Annotated in this window: 26 protein-coding genes; 17 read left to right on the top strand and 9 right to left on the bottom strand. The window is 62.8% G+C overall.

Translation table 11 applies throughout. The annotated features are described in order from the left end of the window. Positions 1 to 120: 120 nt before the first annotated feature. Positions 121 to 1,272, bottom strand: coding sequence for an MJ0042-type zinc finger domain-containing protein (locus tag FIU90_RS15840; protein WP_370515142.1), 1,152 nt, complete (start codon positions 1,270 to 1,272; stop codon positions 121 to 123). Between the two features lie 154 nt (positions 1,273 to 1,426). Here FIU90_RS15840 and ftsE point away from each other — a divergent pair, with 154 nt between their 5' ends. From ftsE to FIU90_RS04120, 4 genes are read left to right on the top strand one after another with little or no spacing between them, the layout of a single operon-like run. Beyond that, entirely contained in the window at positions 1,427 to 2,164 is a 738-nt protein-coding gene (gene ftsE, locus FIU90_RS04105) for a cell division ATP-binding protein FtsE (RefSeq protein WP_152433629.1), read from the top strand. Continuing rightward, a complete protein-coding gene (locus FIU90_RS04110; protein ID WP_152433630.1) occupies positions 2,161 to 3,117 on the top strand; it encodes an ABC transporter permease in 957 nt (318 codons plus the stop codon). Before ftsE ends, FIU90_RS04110 begins: the two co-directional genes overlap by 4 nt. A gap of 11 nt (positions 3,118 to 3,128) precedes the next feature. Beyond that, positions 3,129 to 3,659 carry a YdcF family protein gene (locus FIU90_RS04115; RefSeq protein WP_152435686.1) on the top strand — a complete coding sequence of 177 codons (531 nt, stop codon included), beginning with the start codon at positions 3,129 to 3,131 and terminating at the stop codon, positions 3,657 to 3,659. Positions 3,660 to 3,670: 11 nt separating this feature from the next. Further along, positions 3,671 to 4,348: a 1-acyl-sn-glycerol-3-phosphate acyltransferase gene (locus FIU90_RS04120; protein WP_234029620.1), complete on the top strand. Its 678-nt coding sequence runs from the start codon at positions 3,671 to 3,673 to the stop codon at positions 4,346 to 4,348. Here the strand turns inward: FIU90_RS04120 and FIU90_RS04125 are convergent. Together FIU90_RS04125 and hisC are read right to left on the bottom strand one after the other, a co-directional pair. Continuing rightward, positions 4,345 to 5,244, bottom strand: coding sequence for a prephenate/arogenate dehydrogenase family protein (locus FIU90_RS04125; RefSeq protein WP_152433632.1), 900 nt, complete (start codon positions 5,242 to 5,244; stop codon positions 4,345 to 4,347). The genes FIU90_RS04120 and FIU90_RS04125 overlap by 4 nt on opposite strands. Continuing rightward, entirely contained in the window at positions 5,241 to 6,356 is a 1,116-nt protein-coding gene (gene hisC / locus FIU90_RS04130; RefSeq protein ID WP_152433633.1) for a histidinol-phosphate transaminase, read from the bottom strand. The genes FIU90_RS04125 and hisC overlap by 4 nt, the downstream gene beginning before the upstream one ends. A gap of 81 nt (positions 6,357 to 6,437) precedes the next feature. Between hisC and FIU90_RS04135 the strand changes: the two genes are divergently transcribed. Next, positions 6,438 to 7,535 carry a homoserine O-acetyltransferase gene (locus FIU90_RS04135; RefSeq protein WP_152433634.1) on the top strand — a complete coding sequence of 366 codons (1,098 nt, stop codon included), beginning with the start codon at positions 6,438 to 6,440 and terminating at the stop codon, positions 7,533 to 7,535. Further along, on the top strand, positions 7,532 to 8,134 hold the full coding sequence (gene metW / locus FIU90_RS04140) for a methionine biosynthesis protein MetW (protein WP_152433635.1): 603 nt from the start codon (positions 7,532 to 7,534) through the stop codon (positions 8,132 to 8,134). The genes FIU90_RS04135 and metW overlap by 4 nt, the downstream gene beginning before the upstream one ends. Positions 8,135 to 8,150: 16 nt before the next feature. Here the strand turns inward: metW and FIU90_RS04145 are convergent, their stop codons facing one another. Then, the gene (locus FIU90_RS04145; RefSeq protein WP_152433636.1) at positions 8,151 to 8,543 is read right to left on the bottom strand and encodes a VOC family protein; all 393 of its coding nucleotides are present in this window, start codon (positions 8,541 to 8,543) and stop codon (positions 8,151 to 8,153) included. Between the two features lie 113 nt (positions 8,544 to 8,656). On the opposite strand from FIU90_RS04145, the gene FIU90_RS04150 reads away from it, so the two are divergent. From FIU90_RS04150 to FIU90_RS04170, 5 genes are all read left to right on the top strand, one after another. Continuing rightward, on the top strand, positions 8,657 to 9,004 hold the full coding sequence (locus FIU90_RS04150) for a hypothetical protein (RefSeq protein WP_152433637.1): 348 nt from the start codon (positions 8,657 to 8,659) through the stop codon (positions 9,002 to 9,004). A 75-nt stretch (positions 9,005 to 9,079) separates the two neighbouring features. Beyond that, positions 9,080 to 9,532: a hypothetical protein gene (locus FIU90_RS04155; RefSeq protein ID WP_152433638.1), complete on the top strand. Its 453-nt coding sequence runs from the start codon at positions 9,080 to 9,082 to the stop codon at positions 9,530 to 9,532. Between the two features lie 75 nt (positions 9,533 to 9,607). Next, positions 9,608 to 10,279, top strand: coding sequence for a glutathione S-transferase family protein (locus FIU90_RS04160; protein WP_152435687.1), 672 nt, complete (start codon positions 9,608 to 9,610; stop codon positions 10,277 to 10,279). A 50-nt stretch (positions 10,280 to 10,329) separates the two neighbouring features. After that, positions 10,330 to 10,734, top strand: a complete 405-nt coding sequence (gene msrB / locus FIU90_RS04165) for a peptide-methionine (R)-S-oxide reductase MsrB (RefSeq protein ID WP_152433639.1) — start codon at positions 10,330 to 10,332, stop codon at positions 10,732 to 10,734. A gap of 148 nt (positions 10,735 to 10,882) precedes the next feature. Continuing rightward, entirely contained in the window at positions 10,883 to 13,174 is a 2,292-nt protein-coding gene (locus tag FIU90_RS04170; protein WP_152433640.1) for a transglycosylase domain-containing protein, read from the top strand. Positions 13,175 to 13,251: 77 nt separating this feature from the next. On the opposite strand, the gene FIU90_RS04175 is transcribed toward FIU90_RS04170, so the two are convergent. From FIU90_RS04175 to hflK, 3 genes are all read right to left on the bottom strand, one after another. Next, entirely contained in the window at positions 13,252 to 14,787 is a 1,536-nt protein-coding gene (locus tag FIU90_RS04175; RefSeq protein WP_152433641.1) for a Do family serine endopeptidase, read from the bottom strand. Positions 14,788 to 14,982: 195 nt separating this feature from the next. Then, complete coding sequence (hflC, locus tag FIU90_RS04180) at positions 14,983 to 15,819, bottom strand: protease modulator HflC (protein ID WP_152433642.1); 837 nt, start codon at positions 15,817 to 15,819, stop codon at positions 14,983 to 14,985. 2 nt (positions 15,820 to 15,821) lie between these two features. Beyond that, complete coding sequence (hflK, locus tag FIU90_RS04185; RefSeq protein WP_234029621.1) at positions 15,822 to 17,018, bottom strand: protease modulator HflK; 1,197 nt, start codon at positions 17,016 to 17,018, stop codon at positions 15,822 to 15,824. Positions 17,019 to 17,144: 126 nt separating this feature from the next. Between hflK and FIU90_RS04190 the strand changes: the two genes are divergently transcribed. The 5 genes from FIU90_RS04190 (at position 17,145) to FIU90_RS04210 (ending at position 23,589) form a co-directional block, all read left to right on the top strand. Then, a complete protein-coding gene (locus FIU90_RS04190) occupies positions 17,145 to 18,083 on the top strand; it encodes an Mrp/NBP35 family ATP-binding protein (protein ID WP_370515221.1) in 939 nt (312 codons plus the stop codon). Between the two features lie 4 nt (positions 18,084 to 18,087). Next, complete coding sequence (locus FIU90_RS04195; protein ID WP_152433644.1) at positions 18,088 to 20,361, top strand: xanthine dehydrogenase family protein molybdopterin-binding subunit; 2,274 nt, start codon at positions 18,088 to 18,090, stop codon at positions 20,359 to 20,361. A 74-nt stretch (positions 20,362 to 20,435) separates the two neighbouring features. Continuing rightward, the gene (gene hemH / locus FIU90_RS04200; RefSeq protein ID WP_152435689.1) at positions 20,436 to 21,470 is read left to right on the top strand and encodes a ferrochelatase; all 1,035 of its coding nucleotides are present in this window, start codon (positions 20,436 to 20,438) and stop codon (positions 21,468 to 21,470) included. Between the two features lie 61 nt (positions 21,471 to 21,531). Then, positions 21,532 to 22,929, top strand: a complete 1,398-nt coding sequence (locus FIU90_RS04205; protein ID WP_152433645.1) for a cytochrome P450 — start codon at positions 21,532 to 21,534, stop codon at positions 22,927 to 22,929. Positions 22,930 to 23,010: 81 nt separating this feature from the next. Next, a complete protein-coding gene (locus FIU90_RS04210; RefSeq protein ID WP_152433646.1) occupies positions 23,011 to 23,589 on the top strand; it encodes a hypothetical protein in 579 nt (192 codons plus the stop codon). 6 nt (positions 23,590 to 23,595) lie between these two features. On the opposite strand, the gene FIU90_RS04215 is transcribed toward FIU90_RS04210, so the two are convergent. Beyond that, entirely contained in the window at positions 23,596 to 23,766 is a 171-nt protein-coding gene (locus tag FIU90_RS04215) for a DUF1674 domain-containing protein (RefSeq protein ID WP_152433647.1), read from the bottom strand. Between the two features lie 58 nt (positions 23,767 to 23,824). Here FIU90_RS04215 and FIU90_RS04220 point away from each other — a divergent pair, with 58 nt between their 5' ends. Further along, positions 23,825 to 25,072 (top strand): RsmB/NOP family class I SAM-dependent RNA methyltransferase, encoded by a 1,248-nt coding sequence (locus tag FIU90_RS04220; protein ID WP_152433648.1) that lies wholly within the window; start codon positions 23,825 to 23,827, stop codon positions 25,070 to 25,072. On the opposite strand, the gene FIU90_RS04225 is transcribed toward FIU90_RS04220, so the two are convergent. After that, positions 25,069 to 25,899: a hypothetical protein gene (locus tag FIU90_RS04225; protein WP_152433649.1), complete on the bottom strand. Its 831-nt coding sequence runs from the start codon at positions 25,897 to 25,899 to the stop codon at positions 25,069 to 25,071. The two genes, FIU90_RS04220 and FIU90_RS04225, sit on opposite strands and share 4 nt — an antisense overlap. Positions 25,900 to 25,901: the final 2 nt, after the last annotated feature.

The following is a 25,901-nucleotide window of genomic DNA, read 5'->3' on the forward strand; positions in this document are numbered from 1 at the left end:
TGTGCCGCCCTCGGTAGGAGCGCGCCCCTAGCAAGGCGCAAAGGGGTGCGCAAGGGCTTTGACCATGCTTTGCGAAAGAGCCGCGAATTTACCTGTCGCGCGGGCTCGGTGCCACTTTCGTCAGTTCGGGGCCCAGCCGATTTCGGCGTCGCGGGCGGCAGGGGGGATATCGGCAATTGCCTCTGTCACATTGAGGCTCTCGCCCGGTGCCAGTTCACGTTTAGCAGGAACAATCGGCCAGTCGCCGACATTGCGGTCGCGCTCGTCGCGGAAGACGACCAGCATGGTTGGGACCGAAACGGTCTCACGGCTGGTGTTGGTGATGCTCCCGCGCACCCGGAAAATCTTCTCGCCGGTTTCGAGCACCTCGGTACGCTGCTGATCCTTGGGGAAATCCAGCGTCAGGTCGGGCTGGCCGACGCCGAAAGTCGGGCGCTGCAACGGGAACCAGTCGGGCAGTCCGTAATAGCTCGCCGCGAAGACTGTACCGGTTGCAAGCAGGGCGAATGCGGCTGCCGCAATGGTCCACATCTTAAGGGGGTTGCGCCGCGCGCGGAAGGGCGGGACGAAATCGAATTGCGAAGGCTCGTCGTAATAGTCGGCCTCATCCACTGGCGCATCCTCGCGGATACGATCGATGAGCGGATCATTGTCTGGATCGAACGCGGTTTCCGCAGGTGGCTCGCTATCCCAGTCAGATATCGTTTCCCCGGAATCTTCCGGCTCTGGTGCCGTCTCCGTCTCGGTTTCCTTCACCGCCTCGGGCGAAGGCTCGGAAACAGTCTCTTCGAAAGGAGGCGGCGGATCGGCTTCCGGTTTCGACGATGGTGCTTGGGCAGGCTGGTTCCCTTCGATCGGCTTTCCGGCTTCGCGATTCTCGTCGGCCATCCCCATCCCGCGTCGCATGGCGCGAGCGGCGAAAGCGCTCGATTCCTGGGAAACCTCCGGCCGCGCACCGTCTTGCGTGCGCCAATGGCTGATCGAAGGCGAAGCATCGGCATCGCCCGGCTCTTCGGTCGGTGAAGGTGCCGCTGTCGGTGGCGGTCCAGGTGCGGGAGCCGGTGCCGGCGTGGGAGCAGGCGCTGGCGCCGGAGTAGGCGCCGGAGCGGGCTTGGGAGCCGGCTTGGCTTCCATATCCGTGAGATCGAGCAGGTCGGGTTCCTGAAACCAGCTGTGCTTGCATTTGGCACAGCGAACCGTCCGGCCATCGGCGCCGATTGCGGAGTCCGGCACGACATAGCGGGTCGAACAAGCGGGGCAGGACAGGATCATGGTCTTCTCGGCATGAATCAAGGCGTGGATGGCCGCAAGGGCAACGTGGCTTAATAGCCGCAATTCCGCGCATTTTTCCACACCGCTACACCGCGGTGGGGGATTCGCCAATGTAACGCTTCCCCACGCCCGAGGCCGCTGATAAGTCCGCGCCATGAGCGAACGGCCCGGTGAAATCGTCAAATTCGACAATGTCGGGCTGCGCTATGGCACCGATCCCGAGGTGCTGAGCGACCTCAGCTTTACGCTTTTCCCCGGCAGCTTCTATTTCCTTACCGGGGCGAGCGGCGCGGGAAAGACCAGCCTCCTTAAGCTGCTCTACCTCGCGCAGCGCCCTTCGCGCGGGGCGATCCGCATGTTTGGCGAAGACATGATTACCCTCCCGCGCGAGCGGCTGCCCGATTTTCGCAGGCGTCTGGGCGTGGTGTTCCAGGACTTCCGCCTGGTGCAGCACCTGTCCGCCTTCGATAATGTCGCGTTGCCATTGCGGCTTTCGGGCGCGCACGAGGGCAAGGTCATGAAAGCTGTCTCCGACATGCTGGAATGGGTCGGGCTTTCGCACCGGGCCCAGGCGATACCGGCGACCATGTCGGGCGGCGAGCAGCAGCGTGTCGCGATCGCCCGGGCGGTGATCGCACGCCCACAGCTGCTGATTGCCGACGAGCCGACCGGCAATGTCGATCCCGACATGGCGCTGAAACTGTTGCGACTGTTCGAAGCGCTCAACAACCGCGTCGGAACGACCGTCGTGGTTGCGACACACGACGTCCACCTGCTCAAGAAAGTGCCGGATTCCCTCATCATGCGCCTTCACAAAGGCAGGCTGTCCGACCCGACCGGCGCGCTGCGTTTCCCGCCGCGACCGGACAACCAGCGCAGGGGTGTCTCATGAACACTCCGCCGCTTCCCGAACAGTCGGCGAAGGAAAGCACGCGCATGCCCGAAACGACGGAGCAACCGCACATGCGCGGCAGCATGGCCTCGCGCCTCCTGCCGCAGACGCGCATTGGCGGACCGATTCCGTGGGTCATCGCTATTCTGATCGCGTTGGTGGTGATTGCGGCTGCCGGCGGACTGTCGCTCCGCAATCTGGCAGAGAACGCTCGCGCGGACCTGTCCGGCGCCGTCACTGTGCAGATCCCCGAGGCCGATGCCGAACGGCGAGCCGAACTGGCGACCCGCGCGGCGCGGACGATTGCGGACCAGCCATTGGTCACTTCGGTGCGGATCGTGCCCGAAGAGGAACTGGAAGCGCTGCTGGAACCGTGGCTAGGGGCGGCAGCGACAAGCGAGGACGTGCCGATCCCGGCGCTGATCGACGTCGAACTTTCTCGCCGTGCCTCGCCGCAGGAAGTCGACGCTCTTCAAGCCGTGTTGGACCAGACCGTTCCGGGTGCGCGCGTCGATGCGCAATCGGAATGGTTGAAGCCTGTCTACGATGCGCTGTCGGCGCTGCAATATCTGGCGCTCGCTCTGATCGCACTCGTCGGGATCGCAACCGCAGCGGCTGTCTGGCTGGCCGCGCGCAACGCCTTTGCCAACCACCGCGAGACCGTCGAAGTGATCCACTTGCTGGGCGGGACCGATGCGCAGGTCGCGAACATTTTCCAGCGTGCGGTCCTGCGCGATGCGGCATTCGGTGCTTTTATCGGCCTCGTGCTCGGCATTGCGGCAGTGTGGCTGCTCGGCCGCCAATTCGCAGCCCTCGATAGCGGAATGGTCGCAGGCGGCGGGCTCGGGTGGCATGACTGGGTCGTTATCGCATTGATCCCGGTCGGAGGGGTTTTGCTGGCGCTCGTTACGGGAAGGGTAACAATCAGGCTGGCATTAAGGTCGATGCTGTGAAGGGATCATCGATCATAAAGCGCGCGTTTTCGGCGCTGTTCCTCGTGTGGGCCCTGGGCTTCATGTGGTTCGTCGCCGCCTTGCCGCAACCGGCGAATGGCGAGCGTACCGACGCCGTCGTCGTACCCACGGGCGGCGAAGGGCGGATTGCGCAGGGGCTGTCCGTTCTCGATAAAGGTCTCGCCGACAAGATGCTGGTGACCGGAGTCGACCGCGAAGTGCGCCCTGCAGAATTCGCCGCGCAATTCGGCGTTTCCGCAGAACAGCTCGAATGCTGCGTGACGCTTGGCTTTGCGGCGGTCGATACGCGCAGCAACGCCGCAGAAACCGCACAGTGGGTCGAGGATAACGAGGTCACGACGCTGCGCCTCGTCACAACCGACTGGCACATGCGCCGCGCGGCGAGCGAGCTCGCGCGGGCGCTTCCCGACGATGTTGAAGTCGTGCGCGACGCGGTGCCATCGGAGCCGAGTTTCGCGAGCCTGTTCCTCGAATATCACAAGCTGCTTGCAAGCTGGACGGCTGGCCTGATCGGGCTTTAATGGGCCCATTCGTGTCGATTCTTCGCAGCCTCTTGTTCTACCCGGTCTTTTACGGGTTCTCCGCTTTGTTGGTGGTGGCATCGGTGCTTGCCGTGCCGTTCGGACGAAAGTGGCTGCGACACGTGGTCGCGACCTGGGGGCGCTGGCACCACTGGTGTGTGACCAGGATTCTCGGCATCCGGATCGTGCAAGAAGGCGAAATTCCCGACGAGCCGGTTCTCTTCGCAATCAAGCACGAAAGCTATTTCGAAGCGATCGACATGTCGCGCTTGTTTTCCTTCCCCAGCGTTTTTGCCAAACGGGAACTGTTCCGGATTCCGGGTTGGGGTTATTCGGCAAAGGTGTACGGCCTGATCCCAGTCGCCCGCGATGGCGGGGCGAAAGCCCTGAGGCAAATGATCGGAACGGCGAAGAAGCGCGCGGAAGAAGGCCGCCCGCTGGTGATCTTCCCCGAGGGCACGCGTGTCGCCCATGGTGAGCTGCCGAGCCTGCAATCGGGATTCGCGGGCATTTACAAGCTGCTCGGGCTACCCGTGGTGCCGATCGCGGTGAATTCCGGCCCACTCTATCATCGGCTTTGGAAGCGTCCCGGCACGATCACCTACAAGGTAGGTGAAATGATCCCCGCCGGGTTGCCACGCGCCGAGGTCGAAGAGCGCGTGCACAAAGCGATCAATGCCCTGAACTAATGATCTCGGCCGAAGTCGGGCGCTGCGTCATCTTGCCCCTCTTCGATGACCTGCCTCCGGATCGCCCGGGTGCGGGAAAAGAGCTCATGCAGGGTTTCACCATCGCCCGACCGGATTGCGCGCTGCAATGCGGTGAGGTCTTCTGTAAACCGTCCCAGCATTTCGAGCACCGCGTTCTTGTTGGACAGAAAGACGTCGCGCCACATCACCGGATCGGATGCGGCGATGCGGGTGAAATCGCGAAAGCCGCCGGCCGAATACTTGATCACCTCGCTGCGGGTCACGTCCTCTAGGTCGCTTGCAGTTCCGACGATCGTATAGGCGATGAGGTGCGGGATATGACTCGTGACCGCGAGCACGAGATCGTGATGCTCTGCGTCCATCACCTCGACCTTGGCGCCCAGCGACCTCCAGAACCTGCTCAAGGACTCGACTGCCTGCGGATCGGCCTCCTTGGGCGGTGTCAGAATGCACCAGCGATTCTCGAACAGGGTCGCAAAGCCCGCCTCCGGCCCGCTCTGCTCGGTCCCAGCGACCGGGTGGGCCGGGATAATCGTGCGGCCCGGCAGCGCTGCGGCGAGCGCCTTACCGACATTCTGTTTCGAAGAACCGACATCGGAGACGATCGCGCTTTCCGGCACGGCATCGGCGATATCGCGTGCGGCATCTTCCATCGCGCCCACGGGCACGCACAGAATGACGAGATCGGCCTTCGCGACGGCCTCGGTTGCGGTGTCGCACACTTGGTCGACCAGCCCGCGCCTGGCCGCCGCCTCGCGCACTTGGGGATCGAGATCGAAGCCGGTCGTGTGGATCGCCTCGGCATGCTCCTTTATCGCAAGCCCGATCGAACCGCCGAGCAGGCCCAGACCGATTATGGCGACGTTTTCGATCATGCCGATTCCCCGCACAGTTTGCGCAGTGTGGCGATGACGCGGTCCATATCTTCGGACTTCCCGATAGTGATGCGAAGCGCATGGCGGAGGCCTGCCTCGGGCAGATGCCGGACGGCGTAACCTCCTTCGGCCAGCGCATCGAGTGCCGCCTCGGCGGTCACATCGCCCTTGAATTCGACAAGCAGGAAATTGGCCTCGCTCGGCACAGCGGAGAGGCCGTGATTTCCCAAAGCGGAGATAGCTTCTGCGAGCCGCGATCGTTCGGTCGCATTGTGTTCGCGGCTGCGCGCCACAAATCCCTGATCATCGAGCGCGGCGAGCGCTGCAGCCTGCCCGCTGACAGTCACGTTGAACGGTCCGCGAATGCGGTTCAGGACATCTATCAGCCCCGGCGCTCCGGTCGCCCAGCCGACCCGTTCGGCGGCAAGGCCGTAAATCTTCGAGAAGGTGCGGGTGACGAGGACGTTTTCATGCGCGGCGGCAAGGTCGAAACCGGTGCGCTGCTCGGCGGGATCGAGATACTCGGCGTAAGCCTCGTCAATCACCAGAAGGATGTCGTCGCGAAGCCCGGCGTGAAGCCGCCGCACCTCTTCCGCCGGTATCCACGTGCCGGTCGGATTGTTCGGGTTGGCGAGAAACACCACGCGCGTCTTGTCTGTCACCGCACCAAGAAGCGCGTCCACATCGGCCGCGAACTCCGTGTCGGCTGCTTCGACCGGTGTCGCGCCGCAGCGTCGTGCAGCGATATCGTAGACGGCAAAGGAGTGCCGACTGAACAGCACCTCATCGCCGGGGCCTGCAAAGCCCTGCGCGGCAAGGTTGAGCAGCTCGTCAGAACCCGTCCCGCAAACGATCCGTTTAGCGTCGAGCCCGTGAAGGGCCGCGATCCTGCCGCGCAGAGCCGTTGCACCGGGATCGGGATAGGTTGCCGCCTCTCCGCGCGCCTGCTCCAGCGCTTCCAGGGCCGCAGGACTGGTGCCGAGCGGGTTTTCGTTCGCCGACAGCTTGACCAGCGCGCGGCCATCGCTCGCGGTCGATTTGCCAGGCTTGTAAGCATGGATGCCGAGGATCCAGGGTTTGGGCCTGGGGGAGGAATTCGGGCGCATCGTCATAGAGGCGCGGCGATAACGCCTTCGCAGCCGCAATAACAGCACAATTGACAGGGCAAGCGCGCTCCCGCATCGCCCGCTGCGATGAACGCCGCCGCACCTTCGAAGGTTTACCAGCTACCCCAGCCTCTGCCGCTCGACAGCGGACAGGCGCTCGAAGGTGCGCAGGTGGCCTACGAGGCCTATGGCGAGCTCGCAGCGGACCGGTCGAACGTGGTGCTTGTCTGCCACGCTCTCACAGGCGACCAATACGTTGCGAGCACCCACCCGATCACCGGCAAGCCCGGCTGGTGGGATCGAATGGTTGGCCCCGGCAAGCCGATCGACACAAACCGTTTTCACGTCATCTGTGCCAACGTGATCGGCAGCTGCATGGGCTCTACCGGTCCTGCGAGCGAAGCGTTGGACGGGAAACCTTTCGCGATGCGCTTCCCGGTCATCACTGTCCGCGACATGGTGCGCGGAACCGTCGCGTTGCTCGACGGGCTCGGAATCGAGCGCGTTCACACCGTGGTCGGCGGATCGATGGGCGGGATGCAGGCGCTAAGCCTCGCCGCCAACTGGCCGGACCGCGCTGAGCGGGTGCTCGTCATTGCCTCGACTGCGCGGCACTCGGCGCAGAATATCGCTTTTCACGAGGTCGGTCGGCAGGCCATTATGGCCGATCCTGCCTGGGCCGATGGCGACTACTACGCTCGCGGCACCCGGCCCGATAATGGCCTGGCCGTCGCCCGCATGGCCGCGCACATCACTTACCTTTCCGAAGAAGGGCTGACCGAGAAGTTCGGACGGCGTCTGCAGGACCGGGAGGCCAAGAGCTTCGGCTTTGACGCCGATTTCCAGGTCGAGAGCTATTTGCGCTATCAGGGCAGCGGCTTCACACGGCGCTTCGATGCCAATTCCTATCTCTACATCACCCGCGCGATGGACTATTTCGACCTTGCCGAAGAGCACGGTGGAAGACTTGCGAATGCTTTCGAGGGAAGCGAGGCGCGCTTCTGCCTCGTCAGCTTCGACAGCGACTGGCTCTATCCCACGGCCGAGAGCCGCCACATCGTCCACGCGCTCAATGCGGCAGGTGCGAAGGTGAGCTTTGTCGAATTGTCGGCGCCGCATGGCCATGACAGCTTCCTGCTTGAACACGAGCAGCTAGACCGCGTGGTGAAGGGGTTCCTCGAGTGAGCCCGTCAAAATCGAAACTGCGTCCCGACCTCGCCGCCATTGCCGCACATGTCGCGCCCGGCAGCCGTGTGCTCGATATCGGCTGCGGCGACGGCGCGCTGATGGCCGAATTGCAGGCGAGATCGCAAGTCGATGCAAGAGGCATGGAGCTCGACCTGGAGATGGTCGAACGCTGCGTCGCGCGTGGGCTTTCGGTAGTGCAGGGCGATGCCAACACCGACCTTGCCGATTATCCCGACAAGGCGTTCGACTATGCGATCCTGAGCCAGACGCTCCAGACCGCGACGCGGCCCGACCTGATGCTGGACGAGCTGTTGCGCGTGGGCCGTCGCGCGTTCGTCTCGTTTCCCAACTTCGCCCATTGGCGCACCCGCGCTGCGCTGATGTTTGGCGGTCGGATGCCGGTAACTCGCGCGCTTCCTGTCACGTGGTACGAAACGCAGAATATCCACCACGTTACGGTCGAGGATTTCCGCGAACTCGCGCGCGCCAAAGGGGCGAATATCGAGCGCGCGTGGTTCTTTGCGAACGAGAAAGAAATCAGCGCACCAGCAGCAAACTGGCGCGCCGAATTCGCGGTGTTTCAGCTATCGCGCTAACGATCGGTCAGGCCGATCAAGAGGGGCGATGGATGCCGCAGATCTTGTGGCCATCGGGATCTGTGAAATAGCACAGGTACATCGGCCCCATGCTGCCTTCGCGCAGACCAGGAGGGTCCTCCATCGTCTGACCGCCATTGGCTATCGCGACATCATGGAATTCCTGAAGCTGTTCTGGCGAATTGCACACGAAACCGATCGTGCTTCCGTTGGCCACGGTCGCGGGCTTGCCATTTATCGGCTCGCTCACTGAGAATGTGCTGCCGTTGTGGATGTAGAACAGGCGGGTCTGGCCGGTATCGTTGACGTGCTCCATCGGCTCGCCTGCGCCCAGCACGCCGAGCACCGCATTGTAGAATTTTTTCGACCGCTCGATGTCGTTGCTGCCGATCATCACGTGGTTGAGCATTGGATGGAATCTCCTCTCTTGGTCCGGCCGCTGGCGTAAGCGAGCGGCGGTCGGGCGGCAAGCGGGTAAATCGTAGTGGGCGGTTCACATCGGCCATGCTAGGGCGCATCCCCATGATGACACCCCTGATCGGCGCGGCCCTGCTAGCCGTTTCCGCACAAGCCGCAACGCCGGCACTGACCCAGGAAAGCAAGGCGCTGTTGCGCTGTTCGGCTGCGTTTGCGCTCGTCTCGCACGGCCAGTCGGTCGGCAACGAGGCCTCGCTGAAATGGCCCAAGCTCGACACGCGCGGACGCGAATTCTTCGTTCGCGCGCTTGCGCAGCTAATGGATGAAACGAAGCTTGGGCGCGAAGGCATATCGCAATTGGCCAGCGCCGAGGCGCGGCGGCTGCTCGACAAGGGTGAAGTCGAAAAGGTGATGCCCGGCTGCCTGCTGATGCTTGAGGGGTCAGGCGTCTGAGGTAACTTCGTTCAGGTAAAGGTCATTCAGCCTGAACTAAGTCGTGGGTACCCCGGAATTTTGAAAGGATCGTCCATGCGCGCTTTTCCAGCTGCCGCAGCCGCCATGCTCGCGTTCGCCATGCCCTCCGTCGCACAGGCAGAAGAGCCGCCGGTCGAAGCGCCGGAAGCCGAACTGGCGGAATTGTCCAACAAGCTCGCCGATCCGAACATCCAGGCGCATGCCGCAGCGATGGTGCAGGTATTGATGGGGCACATGCTCGATCTGGAGATCGGGCCGTTTGTCGATGCGATTGACCGTGCGACCGATGGCAGCGGGCCAGACGTTCCCTCCGATGCCCGACTGCGCGATCTTGCGCCCGAGGTAGAAGACATGTCCGAAGAATTCGCCGACCGCGTTCCCGAAGCAATGAACTCGATGAGCGCGATGGCGGATGGGATGGGTCAAATGATCCCGTCCTTCCTCGAATTGGCCGATCGTATGCGTCAAGCGATGGAGCAGGTGCACGAAACCGAGCCGGGGCGATAAGCGTCGGAAAAACCGCATTTTGATCGCCGCCGAATATGGACGAATCCGCCCGTGTCAGGCATTGTTTCCGGCGCGATGTGGCAACTCTACCAATTTCCGCTCTGTCCCTTCAGCCGTAAGGTCAGGCTTCTCATGGGCGAGAAGGGCGTGGCCTACGAACTGGTCCGCGAAGATCCATGGGCCGCTTCGGACCATTTTTTCAATCTCAACCCGGCAGGCCGCACTCCGGTGCTGGTCAATCAAGAGAAGAACATCGTCCTTGCCGACAGTCGGGCGATCGCCGAATATTTCGAGGAAACGGTCGACCGGTCGCCAATGATCAACGGTACTGCGACCGGGCGCGCTGAGATCCGGCGGCTTGTCGCGTTGTTCGACGAGAATTTCTACAACGATGTCACTGCGCCGCTCCTTTCCGAGCGGATGAAGAAACGTATTGTCCTGCGCCAACCGCCTGATAGCCGCGCTTTGCGCGAGGCGATGCGGATGGCGCACGGCCACCTCGACTATATGGACTATCTCATCGACAACCGCCCGTGGCTCGCAGGATCGACCATGAGCATGGCCGATCTCGCCGCTGCCGCGCAAATCAGTGTCGCCGACTATCTCGGCGGGATCGACTGGACCGGGCACGAGCAGACGCGTGGCTGGTATTCGGTGTTCAAGAGCCGCCCGAGCTTCCGTCCGCTGTTGACCGAGCGCATGGATGTCATAAAGCCGCCGGCGCACTATGCATTGGTGGATGGTTAGGGTTGGAACATCGTAAACCTCGCGCCACTTAACGAGGGGTAGAGAGCAAGATGACCGACAATCCCAAGGCCCTTACAGAAGAAGAATGGCGTCAACGCCTCACGGCAGAGCAATTCCACATCCTCAGGGAAGCCGGGACCGAGCGTGCCTTCACCGGTAAGTACGACAAGTTCTACGAAGACGGCGAATACATGTGTGCCGCGTGCGGCACGCGGCTGTTTATCAGCGCTGCGAAATACAACAGCGGATGCGGCTGGCCCGCCTTCACCAAACCTTCCGATGAAGATGCGGTGGAAGAGCGGCGCGATACGAGCCACGGGATGATCCGCACCGAAGTCCTGTGCGGCAAGTGTGGGAGCCACCTTGGCCATGTTTTCCCCGATGGCCCGCCCGAAGAAGGTGGCCTGCGCTACTGCATCAATTCCGCCGCGCTCGAATTTGCGAAGGACGACTGAACTGCGCGCTCCGGGCAATCGCCGTGTGCCTCGACCGCTTCAAGGCAAAGCTCCGGGGCAAGTCGCCTGCCGTGTGTTCACGCGATGTTACAACTTGCCTATGCAGGCCGGGATCAGCGTGAACCAACAGGTGGACGATTAAGGCGGCATGTCGAAACGCGGTGACAAACTGACCAACAAGGGCAAGCGTGGCTCGCGCCGGGCGGCCACCGAGCGTGCCCGGTCGCGTTCGTCTTCGCGCAGCTCCAAACGGCGTAAAACCACCGCCGCGAAGGAGCGCGGTCCCGTTTGGAAATGGACCAGGCGCATCGCGATCTGGGGCGGGGCTGCGGCATTGCTCGGCGCGATCTTCCTGGTCTTCGCTGTCGGTTTTGCCGCGCGCTCGATCCCGAGCTTCTATCAGCTCAAGGCAACCCAGAACGCGCAGACGATCCTGGTGCGGGCGCGCGACGGGACCGAGATCGTCGAATTAGGACCGAGTTTTGGCGAATGGCTCGAATTCGAAGAGATCCCCGACAACATGAAGAACGCGATGATCGCGGTCGAGGACAAGCGGTTCTATTCGCATTTCGGGGTCGATTTCTATCGCACGGCGGGCGCGATCGTCGAAGGGTTCACCGGATCGCGATCGCGGGTCGGTGGCACGTCGACCATCTCGCAGCAGCTCGCTCGCAACGTCTTCCTCAATTCGAACCGCACGATCGACCGCAAGGCGCGCGAGGCGGTGCTTGCGATGGCGCTCGAATGGAAGTTTTCGAAAGAGCAAATTCTCGAGCTCTATCTCAACAAGGTCTATTTCGGCGGCGGTGCCTATGGCGTGGACAGTGCCAGCCGCAAATTCTTCAGCCATCCGGGAAGAGATCTGTCGGTGGCCGAAAGCGCCATTATCGCAGGCCTTGTAAAGGCTCCGAGCCGTTATTCCCCGACCGCCGATGTGAATGCGGCAGTCAACCGCGCGCAGACCGTGCTGCGCCTGATGCGCGAGCAGGGTTTCATCACCGAGGAAGAGGCGGCCGTCGATGTCGCAACGGTCGATCTGAAGGAACAGTCGGGGCAGAATTCGGTGCGTTACTTCACCGACTGGGCGCTGCCGCAGCTCGATCTGCTGCTGCCCGAAACCTTCGCTCCGATCGAAGTCTGGACGACGCTCGATGTCGGGATGCAGCGCGCTGCGACCGCCGCGATCGACGCAAACACCCCCGATGGTGCGCAAGGTGCGCTCGTCAGCCTCGACCGCGATGGTGCAATCCTCGCGCTGGTCGGCGGCACCGATTACGTCGAGACCAATTTCAACCGCGCGACCAATGCACTGCGCCAGCCCGGTTCGGCGTGGAAGCTGTTCGTCTATCTTGCCGCGCTGGAGGCGGGATACACGCCTGACGATCGTGTGGTGGATACACCGGTCGAGATCGATGGCTGGCGTCCGCGCAATTCGAATGGGCGCAATATCGGCGAGACAAACCTCAGGACTTCGTTTGCCTATTCAATCAACACCGTCGCCGCCCAGCTAGGCAACGAAGTCGGCTTCGGTACGGTCGCATCGATGGCTCGCCGCTTTGGCATAACAACTCCGGTGTCGACTTATCCCTCCATGGTGCTTGGCTCTTCAGAGGTTCGCCTGATCGACATGACCCGCGCTTTCGCCGCGATTTCGGCGCGCGGCGTCGGGGTCGAACCCTATGGCATCACACGCGTCCAGACCGCCGACGGTGAAGTGATCTACGAACGCGAGGAGCCGCGATCCGTGGCCCTGGTGCCCGACTATGTTGTCGCCGGGATGACCGATTTGTTGCAGGCCGCCGTCCAGACCGGAACTGGCCGCGCCGCGCAGATCGGCAGACCGGTCGCTGGCAAGACCGGCACGACAAGCTCGAACAAGGATGGGTGGTTCATCGGTTTTTCCAGCGGCATAACCACCGGCGTCTGGATGGGCCGCGACGATGCCAAACCGGTGCGAGGCCTTCAGGGGGGCACGGCACCTGCGCGCGCCTTTTCAGCCTATATGCGCTACGCGGTGAAAGACCGCGCGGTCGAGGAATTCGACACCGAACTGAACCTTCCCGAATGGCGGCTCGAGCCGGATGAGGAATATCTCTTTGGCGATCCTGACGATTACTACTTCATCGACGAGGACGGGAACCTGGTCGAACCGGGGCGCCGCGATCCTTCTGACAATCCTTTCGATATCGAGGGCGAACGCATTCTCGGAGAAGACCGTCAACAGAACCGGGGGACGCCTGCGGCCCCCGAGCCACCTCCCGCAGCGAGCGAGGACTTTCTGGAACGTGCAACCGGTGGCGAGCTACCGGATACTTCGCGCGCTCCTGGAAATCCGCGTGGCCCCCAACCTGCCGCACGCGCGGTCCAACCATCGCAACAACCGCCGCAACCCCCGGACCGGGGCGCCCAGCCGGTTAGAGTGACGCGGCCTCCGGGCTAATCTCTGCGCGACTGCAAAGAAAAAGGGCGCCGCAATCAGCTTGCGGCGCCCTTTTTCCTTGGTCGAAGCGGCTCTTGTCAGCGCAGGCGCACCGGCAGGAAGCGCGGCGGCTGGCCACGGCGCTGGATGCGCAGGAGGATCGCCTCACGGCCATTGGCTTCGGCATCGGCGATGGCTGAGCGCAGGTCGTCGATCGTCTCGACCGTCTTGTACTGAGCGGAGAGGATGATGTCGCCGCGGCGCAAGCCTTTGCGGCCCGCATCCGAATTGGGATCAACCTGTCCGATCACGAGGCCGGTCGTGCCGTCGTCGACACCGAGCGAACGCGCAATATTCGGGGTCATTTCGAGCACCTGGAGACCGAGCTTCTCGGCGATCTCGCTGTCCATCGCCTCCGGATCCATCGGCTCTTCGCTTTCCGGATCGAAGGTCTGCTGCTGCTGGAGCAGTTCTTCCTCGCTTGGACGCTTGCCGAGGACGGCGGTAACGGTCATTTCCCGGCCATCGCGGATGATGTCGATCGGAACGCTGGCGCCCGGTTCGAGATTGGCGACGAGGTAAGACACGGTCTGCTCGGAGGTGACTTCGCGGCCGTTTACGCGAATTACGATGTCGCCCGGGCGAAGCCCGGCACGGTCCGCCGCGCTGTCATCCTGGACGTTCTGGATAATCTCGCCGCGATTGCGTGGAAGACCGAGCGAGTCGGCGAAATCGTCCGTCATCGGATTGAGGCCGACGCCGAGGAATCCGCGCTCGATCTCCTGGCCCGCCTTGAGCTGCTCGACGATCGGCGCGGCGATTTCACTCGGGATCGCAAAACCGATACCAACGCTCCCGCCCGAAGGCGAAAATATCGCGTTGTTGATGCCGATGACATTGCCGCGCATGTCGAACAGCGGGCCGCCCGAATTGCCCCGGTTGATGCTGGCGTCGGTCTGGATATAGCGGTCATAGGCGCCGCCCTGGCCGGTATTGCGATAGACCGCCGAGACGATCCCGCTGGTAACGGTTCCGCCAAGCCCGAACGGATTGCCGATCGCGATCACCCACTCGCCGACGCGGGTCTGCGAGGAATCGCCGAACTCGACAAACGGGAAGGTGCGGTCGGCGTCAATCTTGAGGACTGCGAGGTCGGACTGCGCGTCGGCACCGACAAGCTCGGCTTCGTATTCGGTCCCGTCGGGCATAGTGACGGTGATCGATTCTAGCGTCGCGCGGTTGTTCGGCGAGATGACGTGATTGTTGGTCACTACGAAGCCGTCGGCCGAGATGATGAAACCGCTGCCGAGCGATTGCGCCTCGCGCGTTTGCGGTTGTTGTGGCTGGTTGCCGCGGCGACGATTGAACAGGTCGGCGAATGGCGTACCTGCAAACGGGTTGCGACTAACTTCGACCCGCTGACGCGTTGCGATATTGACCACGGCGGGCTGCAATTGCTCGGTAAGATCGGCAAAGCTCGCAGGCGCTCCCGCGCTCGGCACCACATTGCTCATCACGCTGTCATCGTTCTGCGCGACCTGCGCGCCGGCCGGATAACCGGTCATCAGCGAGATAGCGGCGCCTCCAACCAGAAGCGCGCTCGTCAATCCATATACGTATCGCACGTTGTTCACGTCCTCTAATTCCTCTTTTTCGTGGCCTCCAGACGGGCGATAATTCCCACCCGTTTCGAGGCCAGCCTCTCGTTAAACTACGCTGCTACATTGAGCGGGGACGCACTTAACCGCGATTGAACACGGTTGTAGTCGATAGCATGCGGTTGGCGGTTCGTCGGACGGATGATCCCGGCGAGCAGCAACCGACAAGCCTTAACGCCGTCCGCGGAACTGGCGCAGATATTCGTTGTCGGGCGATAGGATGATAGAGCTGTCGCCGCGGCCTTCGCCCCTGGCGAAGCTCTGCTCATAACTCTGCATGGCGCGGTAGAAATCGTAGAAGCGCTCGTCCTTGCCGAAGCTTTCGGCGTAGATACGGGCGGCTTCCGCGTCGGCTTCTGCGCGAATGATACGGGCATCGCGTGTGCCCTGAGCGCGGATGGTGCGCGCCTCGCGCTCGCGATCCGATTCCATCCGCTGGAATGCGGATTCAAGCGGGCGGCCCGATGGCAGGTCGGTGCGCTTGATCTGCACATCGATCACCTCGGCACCGTACTGGCGAGCCTCGCGGTCGAGGTTTGCGCGCACATTGGCAAGGGCCGTGCCGCGTTCGGCGGTGAGCATCGCGGCGAAGGTGCGGCGACCGAGCTCCTGGCGCAGAGCCGAGTTGAGGATCGGCTCCAGCGCGGTGCGAACACCGTCCGTCGTGCCGGCGCGTTCGACCATGCGGATCGGATCGACGATGCGGAAGCGGGCATATGCGTCGACGAGCAGACGCTGCTGGTCGTTGGAAAGCACTTCTTCCTCGGTCATTTCGAGGTCGAGGACGCGCTTCTCGATCACGCGGACTGACTCTAAAAGCGGGATCCGCAGGTACAGCCCCGCTTCGGAATCGCCGCCCGGCGTATTGACCGTGCGGACCGGTTCACCCGTCCGGATGACGACCACCTGGTCTTCTTCTTCGACGATATAGGCGCTCATCAGGAAAGCGATGGCGACGATGACGATCGCGATGATCGCCCAGCGATAATTGGTCCAGAGATTTTCCATGATTACTGGCCCTGTGTGTTCTGTTGTGGCCGCGCGGTGATCTCGGCGGACTGGTTGGCCCGGCGACGCAATTCGGGCAGCGGCAAATAGGGGGTTACGCCATCGGCTTCGACGATGGTCTTGTCCGTCTGCGCAAGCACGCGCTCCATCGTTTCGTAGTAGAGGCGCTGGCGGGTCACCTCGGGGGCGAGGCGGTATTGCTCGTAGACCTTGTCGAAGGCCTCTGCTTCACCTTCCGCGCCGGCAATCGTCTGCTGCGCATAACCGCGCGCCTGGTTGCGCGCACGGTCAGCGTCCTGTTCGGCCACCGAAACGTCGCGGAAGGCATCGACCACGTCACCGGGAGGGTCGGCCTTCTCGATCTCGACACCGACGACCGTAATCCCAGCGCGGTAGGCGTCGAGCGTTTCCTGCATCCTTTCGCGAACGCGCTGCTGGATTTCGGCGCGGCCTGCACCGGTGAAAGTCTCATCGAGCGTCTTTTCCGCTACCGACGCACGCATCGCGGCTTCGGCGACTTCGTTCACAGTCTCGATTGGTTCGGCGAGCTGGAACTTGAAGTCGGGAAGGTCGGCGATGCGCCAGCGCACGATGTAGCTGAGGTCGACCAGGTTCTGGTCGCCAGTGAGGATGAGCTTGGCGCGCTCACCCGAGCCGGGAATGTTGACCGCCCGGACGCCCTCGACGTCTTCGATATCGACGGTCTCGAGCGGGAAGGGGAGGGTGAAGTGCAGCCCGGAATCGAGTGTCCGGCTGTAATTGCCGAGTGTCTTCACCACCGCTTTCTCGCGCGGCTCGACGAGGTGCATGCTCGAAAGGATCAGGAACAGGATCCCGATGGACACGATAACGATCGGAACCCAGCTCTTGCCGCCGGGGCGTTCGGGCAGGCGGAAGCCCGAACCTCCGCCGCCGCCGCGGCGCGGGCCTTCGGGACCGCGATTCTTGAAGATGTCCTCGATGCTGGCCGATCGCCGCCCCCCCCGTTTCTGGCCATCGCCGGAACTCCCGCCGGGCAACCACGGATTGCGCGGTCCTTCCGGCTTGTCGCCATCGCCGCTCGGCGGGGTGGCGCCGTCTCCACCGCCACTTCCCCCACCCTTGTTGCCGGAGCTGCCCCAGGGATTCTTCTTGCCTGCCATGGCCAGACCCTGTCCTGCCATCGCGAAGCGCTCTCTCAAACGATCAAAAATCTGCATAACTCCCTTATAGGAACGCAATCTGGCGAAAAACAGGGGTCTAAGATGCGATTTTGGTGTTAGAGGCCATTCGCAATGTCGACGGGTGAAACTCCAGAAGCGATCGAGGCGCGTCTGCGCGCCGCAATGCCGGACAAAATCGAGCGCCGCGTCCAGTCCGCCAGGCTGGCGAATGGTCGCGCGATCGTCGTCGCCGACGCAGGCGATTTGCGCCCCGAAGAGCGCGAAGTGCTTGAAGCTGCTTACAAACAGGCATTGAAGGGCGTGGAAGGGGTGGACGAGGTCCGCGTCGCCCTTACAGCCGAACGCAAGCGGATGCGGATCGTCGCAATCGGATCGGGCAAGGGCGGTGTGGGAAAATCGACCCTCACCGCCAACATTGCGGTCGCGCTCGCCCGGCAGGGTCACAAGGTCGGCGTGGTCGATGGCGATATCTATGGTCCTTCCCAGCCCAAGCTGCTCGCGACCGAGAAAGACAAACCCGAAGCGCGCGGCGAAACCCTTATCCCGCTGGAGAGTCCTTTCGGCGTGAAGGTACTCTCGATGGGTCACATCGCACCTGCGGGTCGGGCGCTCGCCTGGCGCGGGCCGATGGCGGGCAAGGCGCTCGGCCAGTTGGTCGAGGCCGATTGGGGCGATACCGACCTGCTGCTCATCGATCTGCCGCCCGGCACCGGCGATGTGCAGCTATCGATGATGCAGGAGCACAAGCCCGATGGGGCGGTGCTGGTGTCGACCCCCCAGGACCTTGCGCTGATCGACGCGGCGCGCGCGGGGCAGCTGTTCGAACAAGGCGAGGTTCCGATTATCGGGCTGGTCGAGAACATGGCGGGGTATGAATGCCCGCATTGCGGCCAAGTGAGCGATCCATTCGGAACGGGCGGGGTCGAAAAATTTGCCGCTGCTCTCGAGATCCCGTTCCTCGGCCGAGTGCCGCTTCGTCTCGAAACCCGCATCGCGGGAGACGCAGGCAAGCCGCCGGCTGCCGGTGATGGCGAGAGCGCGGTTCCTTTCGATGCTATTGCGCAAAGGATTGCCGCGTGGCTCGCGGGTGAGGAAATCTGACCAGATGGAGCTGACGCGACGCAAACTCATCGCCGGAGCGGCAGCGGGCGGCGGCTTGATCCTGGCATGGTATCTGATGCCGCGCACCTACCCCAATCCGCTCGTGCCTTCGCGCGGGGAGCACGTCTTCGACGCCTGGCTGAAAATCGCTGAGGACGGGGTGGTTACCGTCGCGGTTCCCCAGCTTGAAATGGGGCAGGGGGTAACGACACTGTTGCCGCAGATCGTCGCTCACGAACTGGGTGCGGACTGGCGCCAGATAGCGATCGAGCCTGCGCCGATCTCAGGTGCCTATGCGAACATCCCTCTCGCAGCGAAATGGATGCCGCTGTGGGATCCGTTGGGACGCGGCCTTAGCGAGGCGACCGATGAGCTGTTGACCGAGCGGTTTGCAAGAGCCCAGCGTTTCACTGCGACCGCCGATGGCACCTCGCTGCTCGCATTCGAAGAGCCTTGCCGGACCGCAGGTGCAGCGGCACGGGCGATGCTCGCGCAGGAGGCGGCCGAGCGCTGGGACGTCCCTTGGGAGCAATGCGAAGTTGAGGCCGGGATCGTGTCTTACGGCAACGAACGCGCGACCTTCGGTGAGCTCGCTGCAGGCGCTGCGACGCGTACGCCGCTTGACCCCCCACCGCTGCGCCCGGAGCCGCCGATTGCCGAAGCGCTGCCCGATATTACGGATGCCCCCCCACTCTACCCGCGCATCGACCTCCCTTCGAAGGTCGACGGGTCATACCAGTTCGCAAGCGACGTTCGGCTGCCGGGGATGGTCTATGCCTCTATCAGGCACGGTCCCAATCATGGCGCGGAGCTCACCGGCTTCGACGAGAGCGCCGCGCAAGGCATCGATGGCGTGGTCGGCGCGGTTCGGTCCAGGCGCTGGCTGGCGGTGGCGGCGGATACCTGGTGGACCGCCGACAAGGCGATCGAAGCGATGAAGCCGCAATTCAAGGTCGCCTATCCGGTGGGGTCCGAAGAGATGAATGCGCGGCTCGACACATCGGTCGATGGAGGGGCCGGTTTTCGCATTGCCGAGACAGGGTTCGGCGAGGATGTGATGACCCGGGTCGACATTGCGCGCCGATACGAAATCGAACCCGCATTCGCCGCTCCGCTCGAGACTGCAAGCGCTGTTGCGCGTTTCCGGAACGGACGGCTCGAATTGTGGATCGCGAGCCAGGCACCCGAACAGGCAAGAGCGGCAGCTGCCAAGGCGGTAGGCCTCGCGGTCGAAGATGTGGCGCTCTATCCCATGCCCGCGGGGGGAAGCTTCGATGCGAGGCTCGAACACGATCATGCGATCGAAGTTGCGGCGATCGCGCAAGAGCTGGGCCGCCCGGTCCAGCTGACATGGCCGCGCCGCGACGAGTTGATTCATTCGCGCCCGCGCACACCCGCTTACGTCCTGATCGGCGCGCAACTTGCCGAAGGCGGGACTTCGACCCTCGACGCAATGCGTATGCGGATTGCCTGCCCGCCTGCAATGCATGAATTCGGCGAGCGTCTGTTCGATAACACAACGCCCGCCGCCGCTATCCGCGACAGCTCGGGTCGCAAGGACGAGCTAGCTTGCGAAGGCGCGGTTCCCGCCTACCGCCTCCCCAGCCTGGTGGTCGAACACGTTCCAGTCGAGATCGGCCTGCCGGTCGGACGCGTGCGCGGCAATTCGCACAGCTACACAGCCTTCGCGATCGAGAGTTTCATCGACGAGATTGCTGCGGCCAATGGACTTGAGCCGCTGTCCTTCCGCATGCCCATGCTCGGCGATGATGTACGGCTTGCTGCCTGCCTGCAGCGTGCGGCATCGCTTGCAAACTGGGGCGGCGGGCGCGACCAGAGCGGTCAGGGCCTCGCCTGCTACCGGATTGGCGATGCGCCAACCGGTGGGCGTATCGCCTGCGTTGCGACGGCGCGCCAAGGCGAAGGGGGCATGCGCGTTTCCAAGCTTTCGGCAGCGGTCGATATCGGCAGGATCGTCAACCCCGACCTCGCCCGCCAGCAGATCGAAGGCGGGCTGATCTTCGGCATCGGAATTGCTCTGGGCAATGCGGTGCGTTTCCGCTCGGGTCTTCCCGAAAGCTATGATTATGCGAGCCTGGGCGTACCCGGCCTCGCCGATTGTCCCGAGATCGAGATTGAGTTTATCGCCAGCTCCGCAGCGCCTGCAGATCCGGGCGAACTCGGCGCCGTTATCGCTCCACCGGCCATCGCCAATGCGCTGTTTTCGGCGACGGGCTTGCGGTTGCGCCGTCTGCCCCTACTTTCAGGTGGGATCTGAACGGGGCTGACCGCAACCACGCAAATGCCCAGACCAAGAAGGATAGCTTGCGCGCCCTGCGCGTTACCCCGATCATGACCTGGCAATCGCAGCGCCTTCCCAACGAGCATCCGCCCGTAAAGAGCGGGGCAATCGGCGTTTTGCTGGTCAATCTCGGCACGCCCGATGCGCCCGATGCCAAATCGGTAAAACGGTACCTGAAGCAGTTCCTGTCCGATCCCCGCGTGATCGAGATCCCCAAGATCGCCTGGCAGCCGATCCTGCGCGGGATCATTCTCAACACGCGGCCGCAAAAAAGCGCCGAGGCCTATTCGAAGATATGGACGGATCGCGGCTCGCCGCTTGCCGACTTTACCGCGAAGCAGGCCGAAGCGATTGCGGGCGACCTGGGCGAAAATATCGTGGTCGACTACGCGATGCGCTACGGCTCGCCGTCGATCGAACAGCGCCTCACCGAACTCACCGAAAAGGGCTGCGACAGGATCCTGATCGCGCCGATGTATCCGCAATATTGCGCCGCGACGACCGCCACTGTGTTCGATGAGGTTGCCCGTGTGCTCGGCGAGATGCGCTGGCAGCCCGCCTTGCGCTTCGTCCCGCCTTATCATGACGATGCGCTTTATCTTGATGCGCTTGCCGAAGACCTGACGCGTCAGGTTGCCGCGCTTTCATTCAAGCCCGAGGTGATGCTGCTGTCGTTTCACGGAATGCCCCAGCGCACGCTCGAAAAGGGCGATCCCTATCACTGCCACTGCCAGAAGACGGCACGACTGCTGCGGGAGCGGCTCGCGGAGCGGGACGAGTTTGCAGGAGTAAGGTTCGAGACGACGTTCCAGTCCCGCTTCGGCCCTGCGCAGTGGCTCGAACCCGCGACCGACGACACGCTGATCGCGGAAGGCGAGAAGGGAACCAGGCGGCTCGTCGTTGCAGCGCCCGGATTTGCCGTCGATTGCGTCGAGACCCTGGAAGAGCTCGCGCTCGAGGGTCGCGACGAATTTCTAGAGGCTGGCGGCGAGCAATATGCCGTGCTCGATTGCCTTAATGCGAGTGCTGCCGGGGTGGCGATGCTCGACGCGATGATCCGGCGCGAGCTTTCCGGCTGGATTTGAACCCGAACCTTATTTACATTGGGGTTAGTTGTTAATCCGAACCTGTTACGGACCCCACCCCATGGCCACTCTCGCACAGACCCCGCCCGCAACCCCGACCCACTGGACCGAAGGCAATCCGACAGAGGGCGACCTCTCACACATTCCCGGTGAGGGCGGCTGGCCTGTGGTCGGCAATACCTTCAAGATGCTCGCCGACCCGCATGCTTTCACTAAACGCATGGTCGAGACTTACGGCACGGTTTACAAGACACGCGCCTTCGGCGGCTGGAACGTGGCGCTTGTCGGGGCAGAAGCGAACGAACTGGTCCTGTTCAACAAGGACAAGATCTTTTCGAGCGAGCAAGGCTGGGGTCCGGTGCTTGATCAGCTGTTTCCCCGCGGTCTGATGCTGATGGATTTCGACCATCACCGGATTGATCGGCGTGCGCTCTCGATCGCGTTCAAGCCCGGGCCGATGCGGCATTATTCGGGCTCGCTCAACTCCGGTATCGCGAGCGAAGTCGACAAGTGGGAAGGCGAGATGCTGTTCCAGCCGGCGATCAAGCAGCTTACGCTCGACCTCGCGGCAGAGAGCTTCCTCGGCATTCCGTGGGGCCCCGAAGCGGACAAGATCAACACCGCTTTTGTCGACATGGTGCAGGCCTCGGTCGCGCCTGTCCGTCGACCTCTGCCTTTCACCAAGATGAAGAAAGGTGTCGATGGCCGTGCCTATATGGTGGAGTATCTCACCAAGGAGACGCTGCGCCGCCGGAAAGAGGGCGGCGGGCAGGACATGTTCAGCCAGTTCGTCACCGCTACGCACGAGGATGGCTCGCTGCTCGAGGTCGATGAAGTGGTCGATCACATGAGCTTCCTGCTGATGGCGGCGCACGATACGATTACATCAAGCGCTACCTCGATGGTGTACCAGCTCGCCAAGCATCCCGAATGGCAGGAAAAGCTTCGCGACGAGGTCTTCGCCGTGACCGGAGGCCCCGATGGTTCGGGCAGGCCGCGCCCGCTCGACTATGACGATATGGGCAAGCTCGAGCTTACTGAAATGGCGTTCAAAGAAACGCTGCGTCTCATTCCGCCGGTGCCTTCCATGCCGCGCCGGGCACTCAAAAGCTTCGAGTTCGGCGGATATCGCATTCCGGCAGGCACGCCGTGCGGGATCAATATCTACTGGACCCACCATTCGACCGAATACTGGGACGATCCTTACACCTGCGATCCGATGCGTTTCACGCCGGACAAGGTGAAAGCGCGGCACAAATATGCTTGGGTTCCGTTCGGCGGCGGCGCCCACATGTGCCTGGGACTGCACTTTGCCTACATGCAGGTGAAGGTGCTGATGACGCAATTGCTTCAGCGCTACCGCATCGAGGTCGAGGAAGGCTACGCGCCTGCATGGCAGGAATGGCCGATCCCGCAGCCAAAGGACGGTCTGAAAGTGACGTTCGTGCCTCTTTCCTGAACCGATCCGGATACCGATCAATTCAGAATTGGCCCCGACTATGCTATCTTCCTGCGCGTGGGCGTTGGAGGAGTGGGACACATGACGTCTGCCCAGGATCGAGCAATCATCATCGCTGCCGTGATCGGACTTGTGGGAGTGATATCTGCCGCAGTAATTTCGAATATGGACGGTCTGTTTGGCAGCAATGCGGATCCGATGCCGACACCGACACCATTACCCGTTGCAACCGGTCAGCCCGAGTTGTCCGCGACTGAATCCCAGGTCGGTCCCCGCGCACCCGAGATCGAGATAAACCAGCGATATCGGCTGTGGGGCGAGGATACGCTCCAGATAAGTCTTGAGCCGGGTGAATTACGCGAAATCGGCGGAATGGAACTCTATGCCGACCATCACACCCAGGCTCCGCAGTCCTCCTGCGCGGGGCCCGGTTTCGTCCCCTATACATGGCAGGTCCGCCAGCCGTGGCCGCGCGGCGGCGAACTCGAAGTCCGCTCCATCATCAAGCAGGGTGGCGGTGCCACCGAGATCGTTGGAACCGGCTCCACCGGTTCATCATCAATGGGGTTTTGCGGGATCCACCAACTGAAGAACGTCGATGTAATCCCGATCAAGGTCGAAGTAAGATACGTGTCCGCTGTCGACACCCTCAACAACTAGAATGGGTCAAAAATCCCAGGCGATGCCGTCTTTCTCCCAGTCGCCATAGCGCGTGGGAGACTGCTCAAGCGGTTCGTCCTTCATCGGATCGACCGCTTTTGGCTCGGGCACGGGATCGTTGGTCCAGTGCGCGGGCTTTTTGAAGTTCTTGGCGGCCTTGGATTTCTGCTTGGTCATCGCATCATAACAATGCGCATGCTGGCGCTTGGTTTCAATGCTGTTATGGGCAGCAGCGATGCCCGTCCAACCAGGATTTCCAGCGCGCCGCGCCGCGCTCAAGCTGCTCGACGCCGTTCTGCGCCGAGGAGAGACGCTCGAACAGGCAGAAAGCGCGGCGATGAAGGGGGTCGACGGCCCTGCCGACCGTGCTCTTGCCCGGGCGATTGCCGGCGAGACCCTGCGCTGGTTGACCGATCTCGATGAACTCATTGACAGCGCGACGAAAAAGCGGCTGCCCGACGATGCGAAACCACGCAGCGTGCTGCGGCTGATGCTCGCGCAGGCGCTGCGGCTGGGCACGCCTCCGCATGCCGTGGTCGCAACCGGGTTGCCTCTGTTGTCCGGCGGCCCGCGTCGCCTCACGCACGGCGTCTTCTCGACCTTGATGAAACGCGAGGCCTCACTGCCCGATGTGCCGACCTTGCCCGATGCGGTGCAGGCGCGCTGGGGCGAGCGGGCGGAGGAAATTGCACCGGGCCTCATCCACCCGCCAGAGGTCGATCTTGCGCTCAAAGATGCGAGCGAAACCGAAGCGCGAGCGCTCGACATGGGCGGTGTGAGCCTCGCTCCGGGACACATCCGCCTGCCGCGCGGAACGCCGATCGAGCAGATGCCGAGCTACGAGGAAGGCGCATGGTGGGTTCAGGACCTGGCCGCCCAATTGCCCGCCCGCCTGCTTGGGCAGGGAGAAGGCAGGCGCGTGCTCGATTTGTGCGCCGCGCCAGGCGGCAAGACGCTGGCGCTGGCCGCCGCCGGCTGGAACGTCACCGCACTCGATATCAGCGGAAAGCGGCTTCAGATGCTGCGCGAAAACCTCAAACGCACTCGCCTGGAAGCCGAAGTCGTTAAGGCGAACGCACTCTCCTATGTCCCCGCAAAGCAGTTCGACGCGATCCTGCTCGATGCACCGTGCACAGCGACCGGCACCTGTCGCCGCCACCCCGATGTGCTCCACCGCATCGGCCCGCGCCAGATCGGCGAGATGATCGAGATCCAGCAATCGCTGATTATGAAAGCCATCGAATGGCTGCCGAGCGGCGCGACCTTCGTTTACGCGGTCTGCTCGCTCGAGCGCGAGGAGGGCGAGGAGCAGGCCGCGTGGATCGACGAGACCTTCGATCTCGATCCGCTGCCGGTCTCCGACGAGGAACTGCCAGCCGGTCTCAAGCCGACCGCCGAGGGCTGGGTCCGCACGCATCCCGGCATGCTCGCCGAAGATGGCGGGCTGGACGGGTTTTTTATTTGTCGCTGGCGCAAGCCCTAAGCATCGCCGAAGCGCAGCGTGATCTCGGCACAGGGTTTCCCAAGCTGGTCGAGCTGAAATCCAACCTCGCTTTCGCTTTGATTCTCGACTCGAAGCGAAAAGGGCGTGCCCAGCTCGACATAGCGATTGAGGTGCATTTCCCCGCCTGAAATCTCGAAATCAGGGCCGCCCTTGAGGACCGCCATGGCCTGTCGCGCGGCCTCTATCATGTGGACCGAATTGACGTGGTCGCCCGAACCGCCAAGCATCGGATTGGCAGGCGGAAGCCCGTTCTCCGAAGTGACGAGCGCCGGGATGGTGTCGGGATCATGCTTCGTGCCAAGCCCTACCAGCGAGTGCTCGCATTCGCCTATGCCGAGTAGTTCGCGAGGTGCAAATTCGAAGTTGTCGCGATCGGCATGCCACTTCGCCTCGCGCTTTGCCTCGCCGCGCCACTCCTCAAAATTGCGGGTCCGGAAAACCACGCCGCGCCCGCGCATCCGGACTACTTCGCGGTCCTCCGCGTCGAACAGCGTGATGAGATAGCGGCGATCCTTGCCCGACCTCTCACGCTCGTAGGTTCCGCGAACCGCATCGCTGACACCGGCCTCTCCGCATACCCATTCGGTCCAAGTGAGTGCAGACCACTGGCCCTCTTGCATCTCATCGAGCTTCAGGATTGCGCCGACGCTGCACCAGAAATTCTGTGCTTGCACCACCACCGGATGATGCGGACCGAGCGTGAGCCAAGGCCACGCTTCGAATTCGGTCGAGCACGTGAAAGCGACCGACCCGTCGGCGTTCACCTCATGGTCGTGCGTGTAGGATCTCGTGAATTGCCGCGCCATAC

Origin of the sequence: Erythrobacter sp. THAF29, assembly GCF_009363635.1 — a bacterium.
Lineage (GTDB): Bacteria > Pseudomonadota > Alphaproteobacteria > Sphingomonadales > Sphingomonadaceae > Erythrobacter.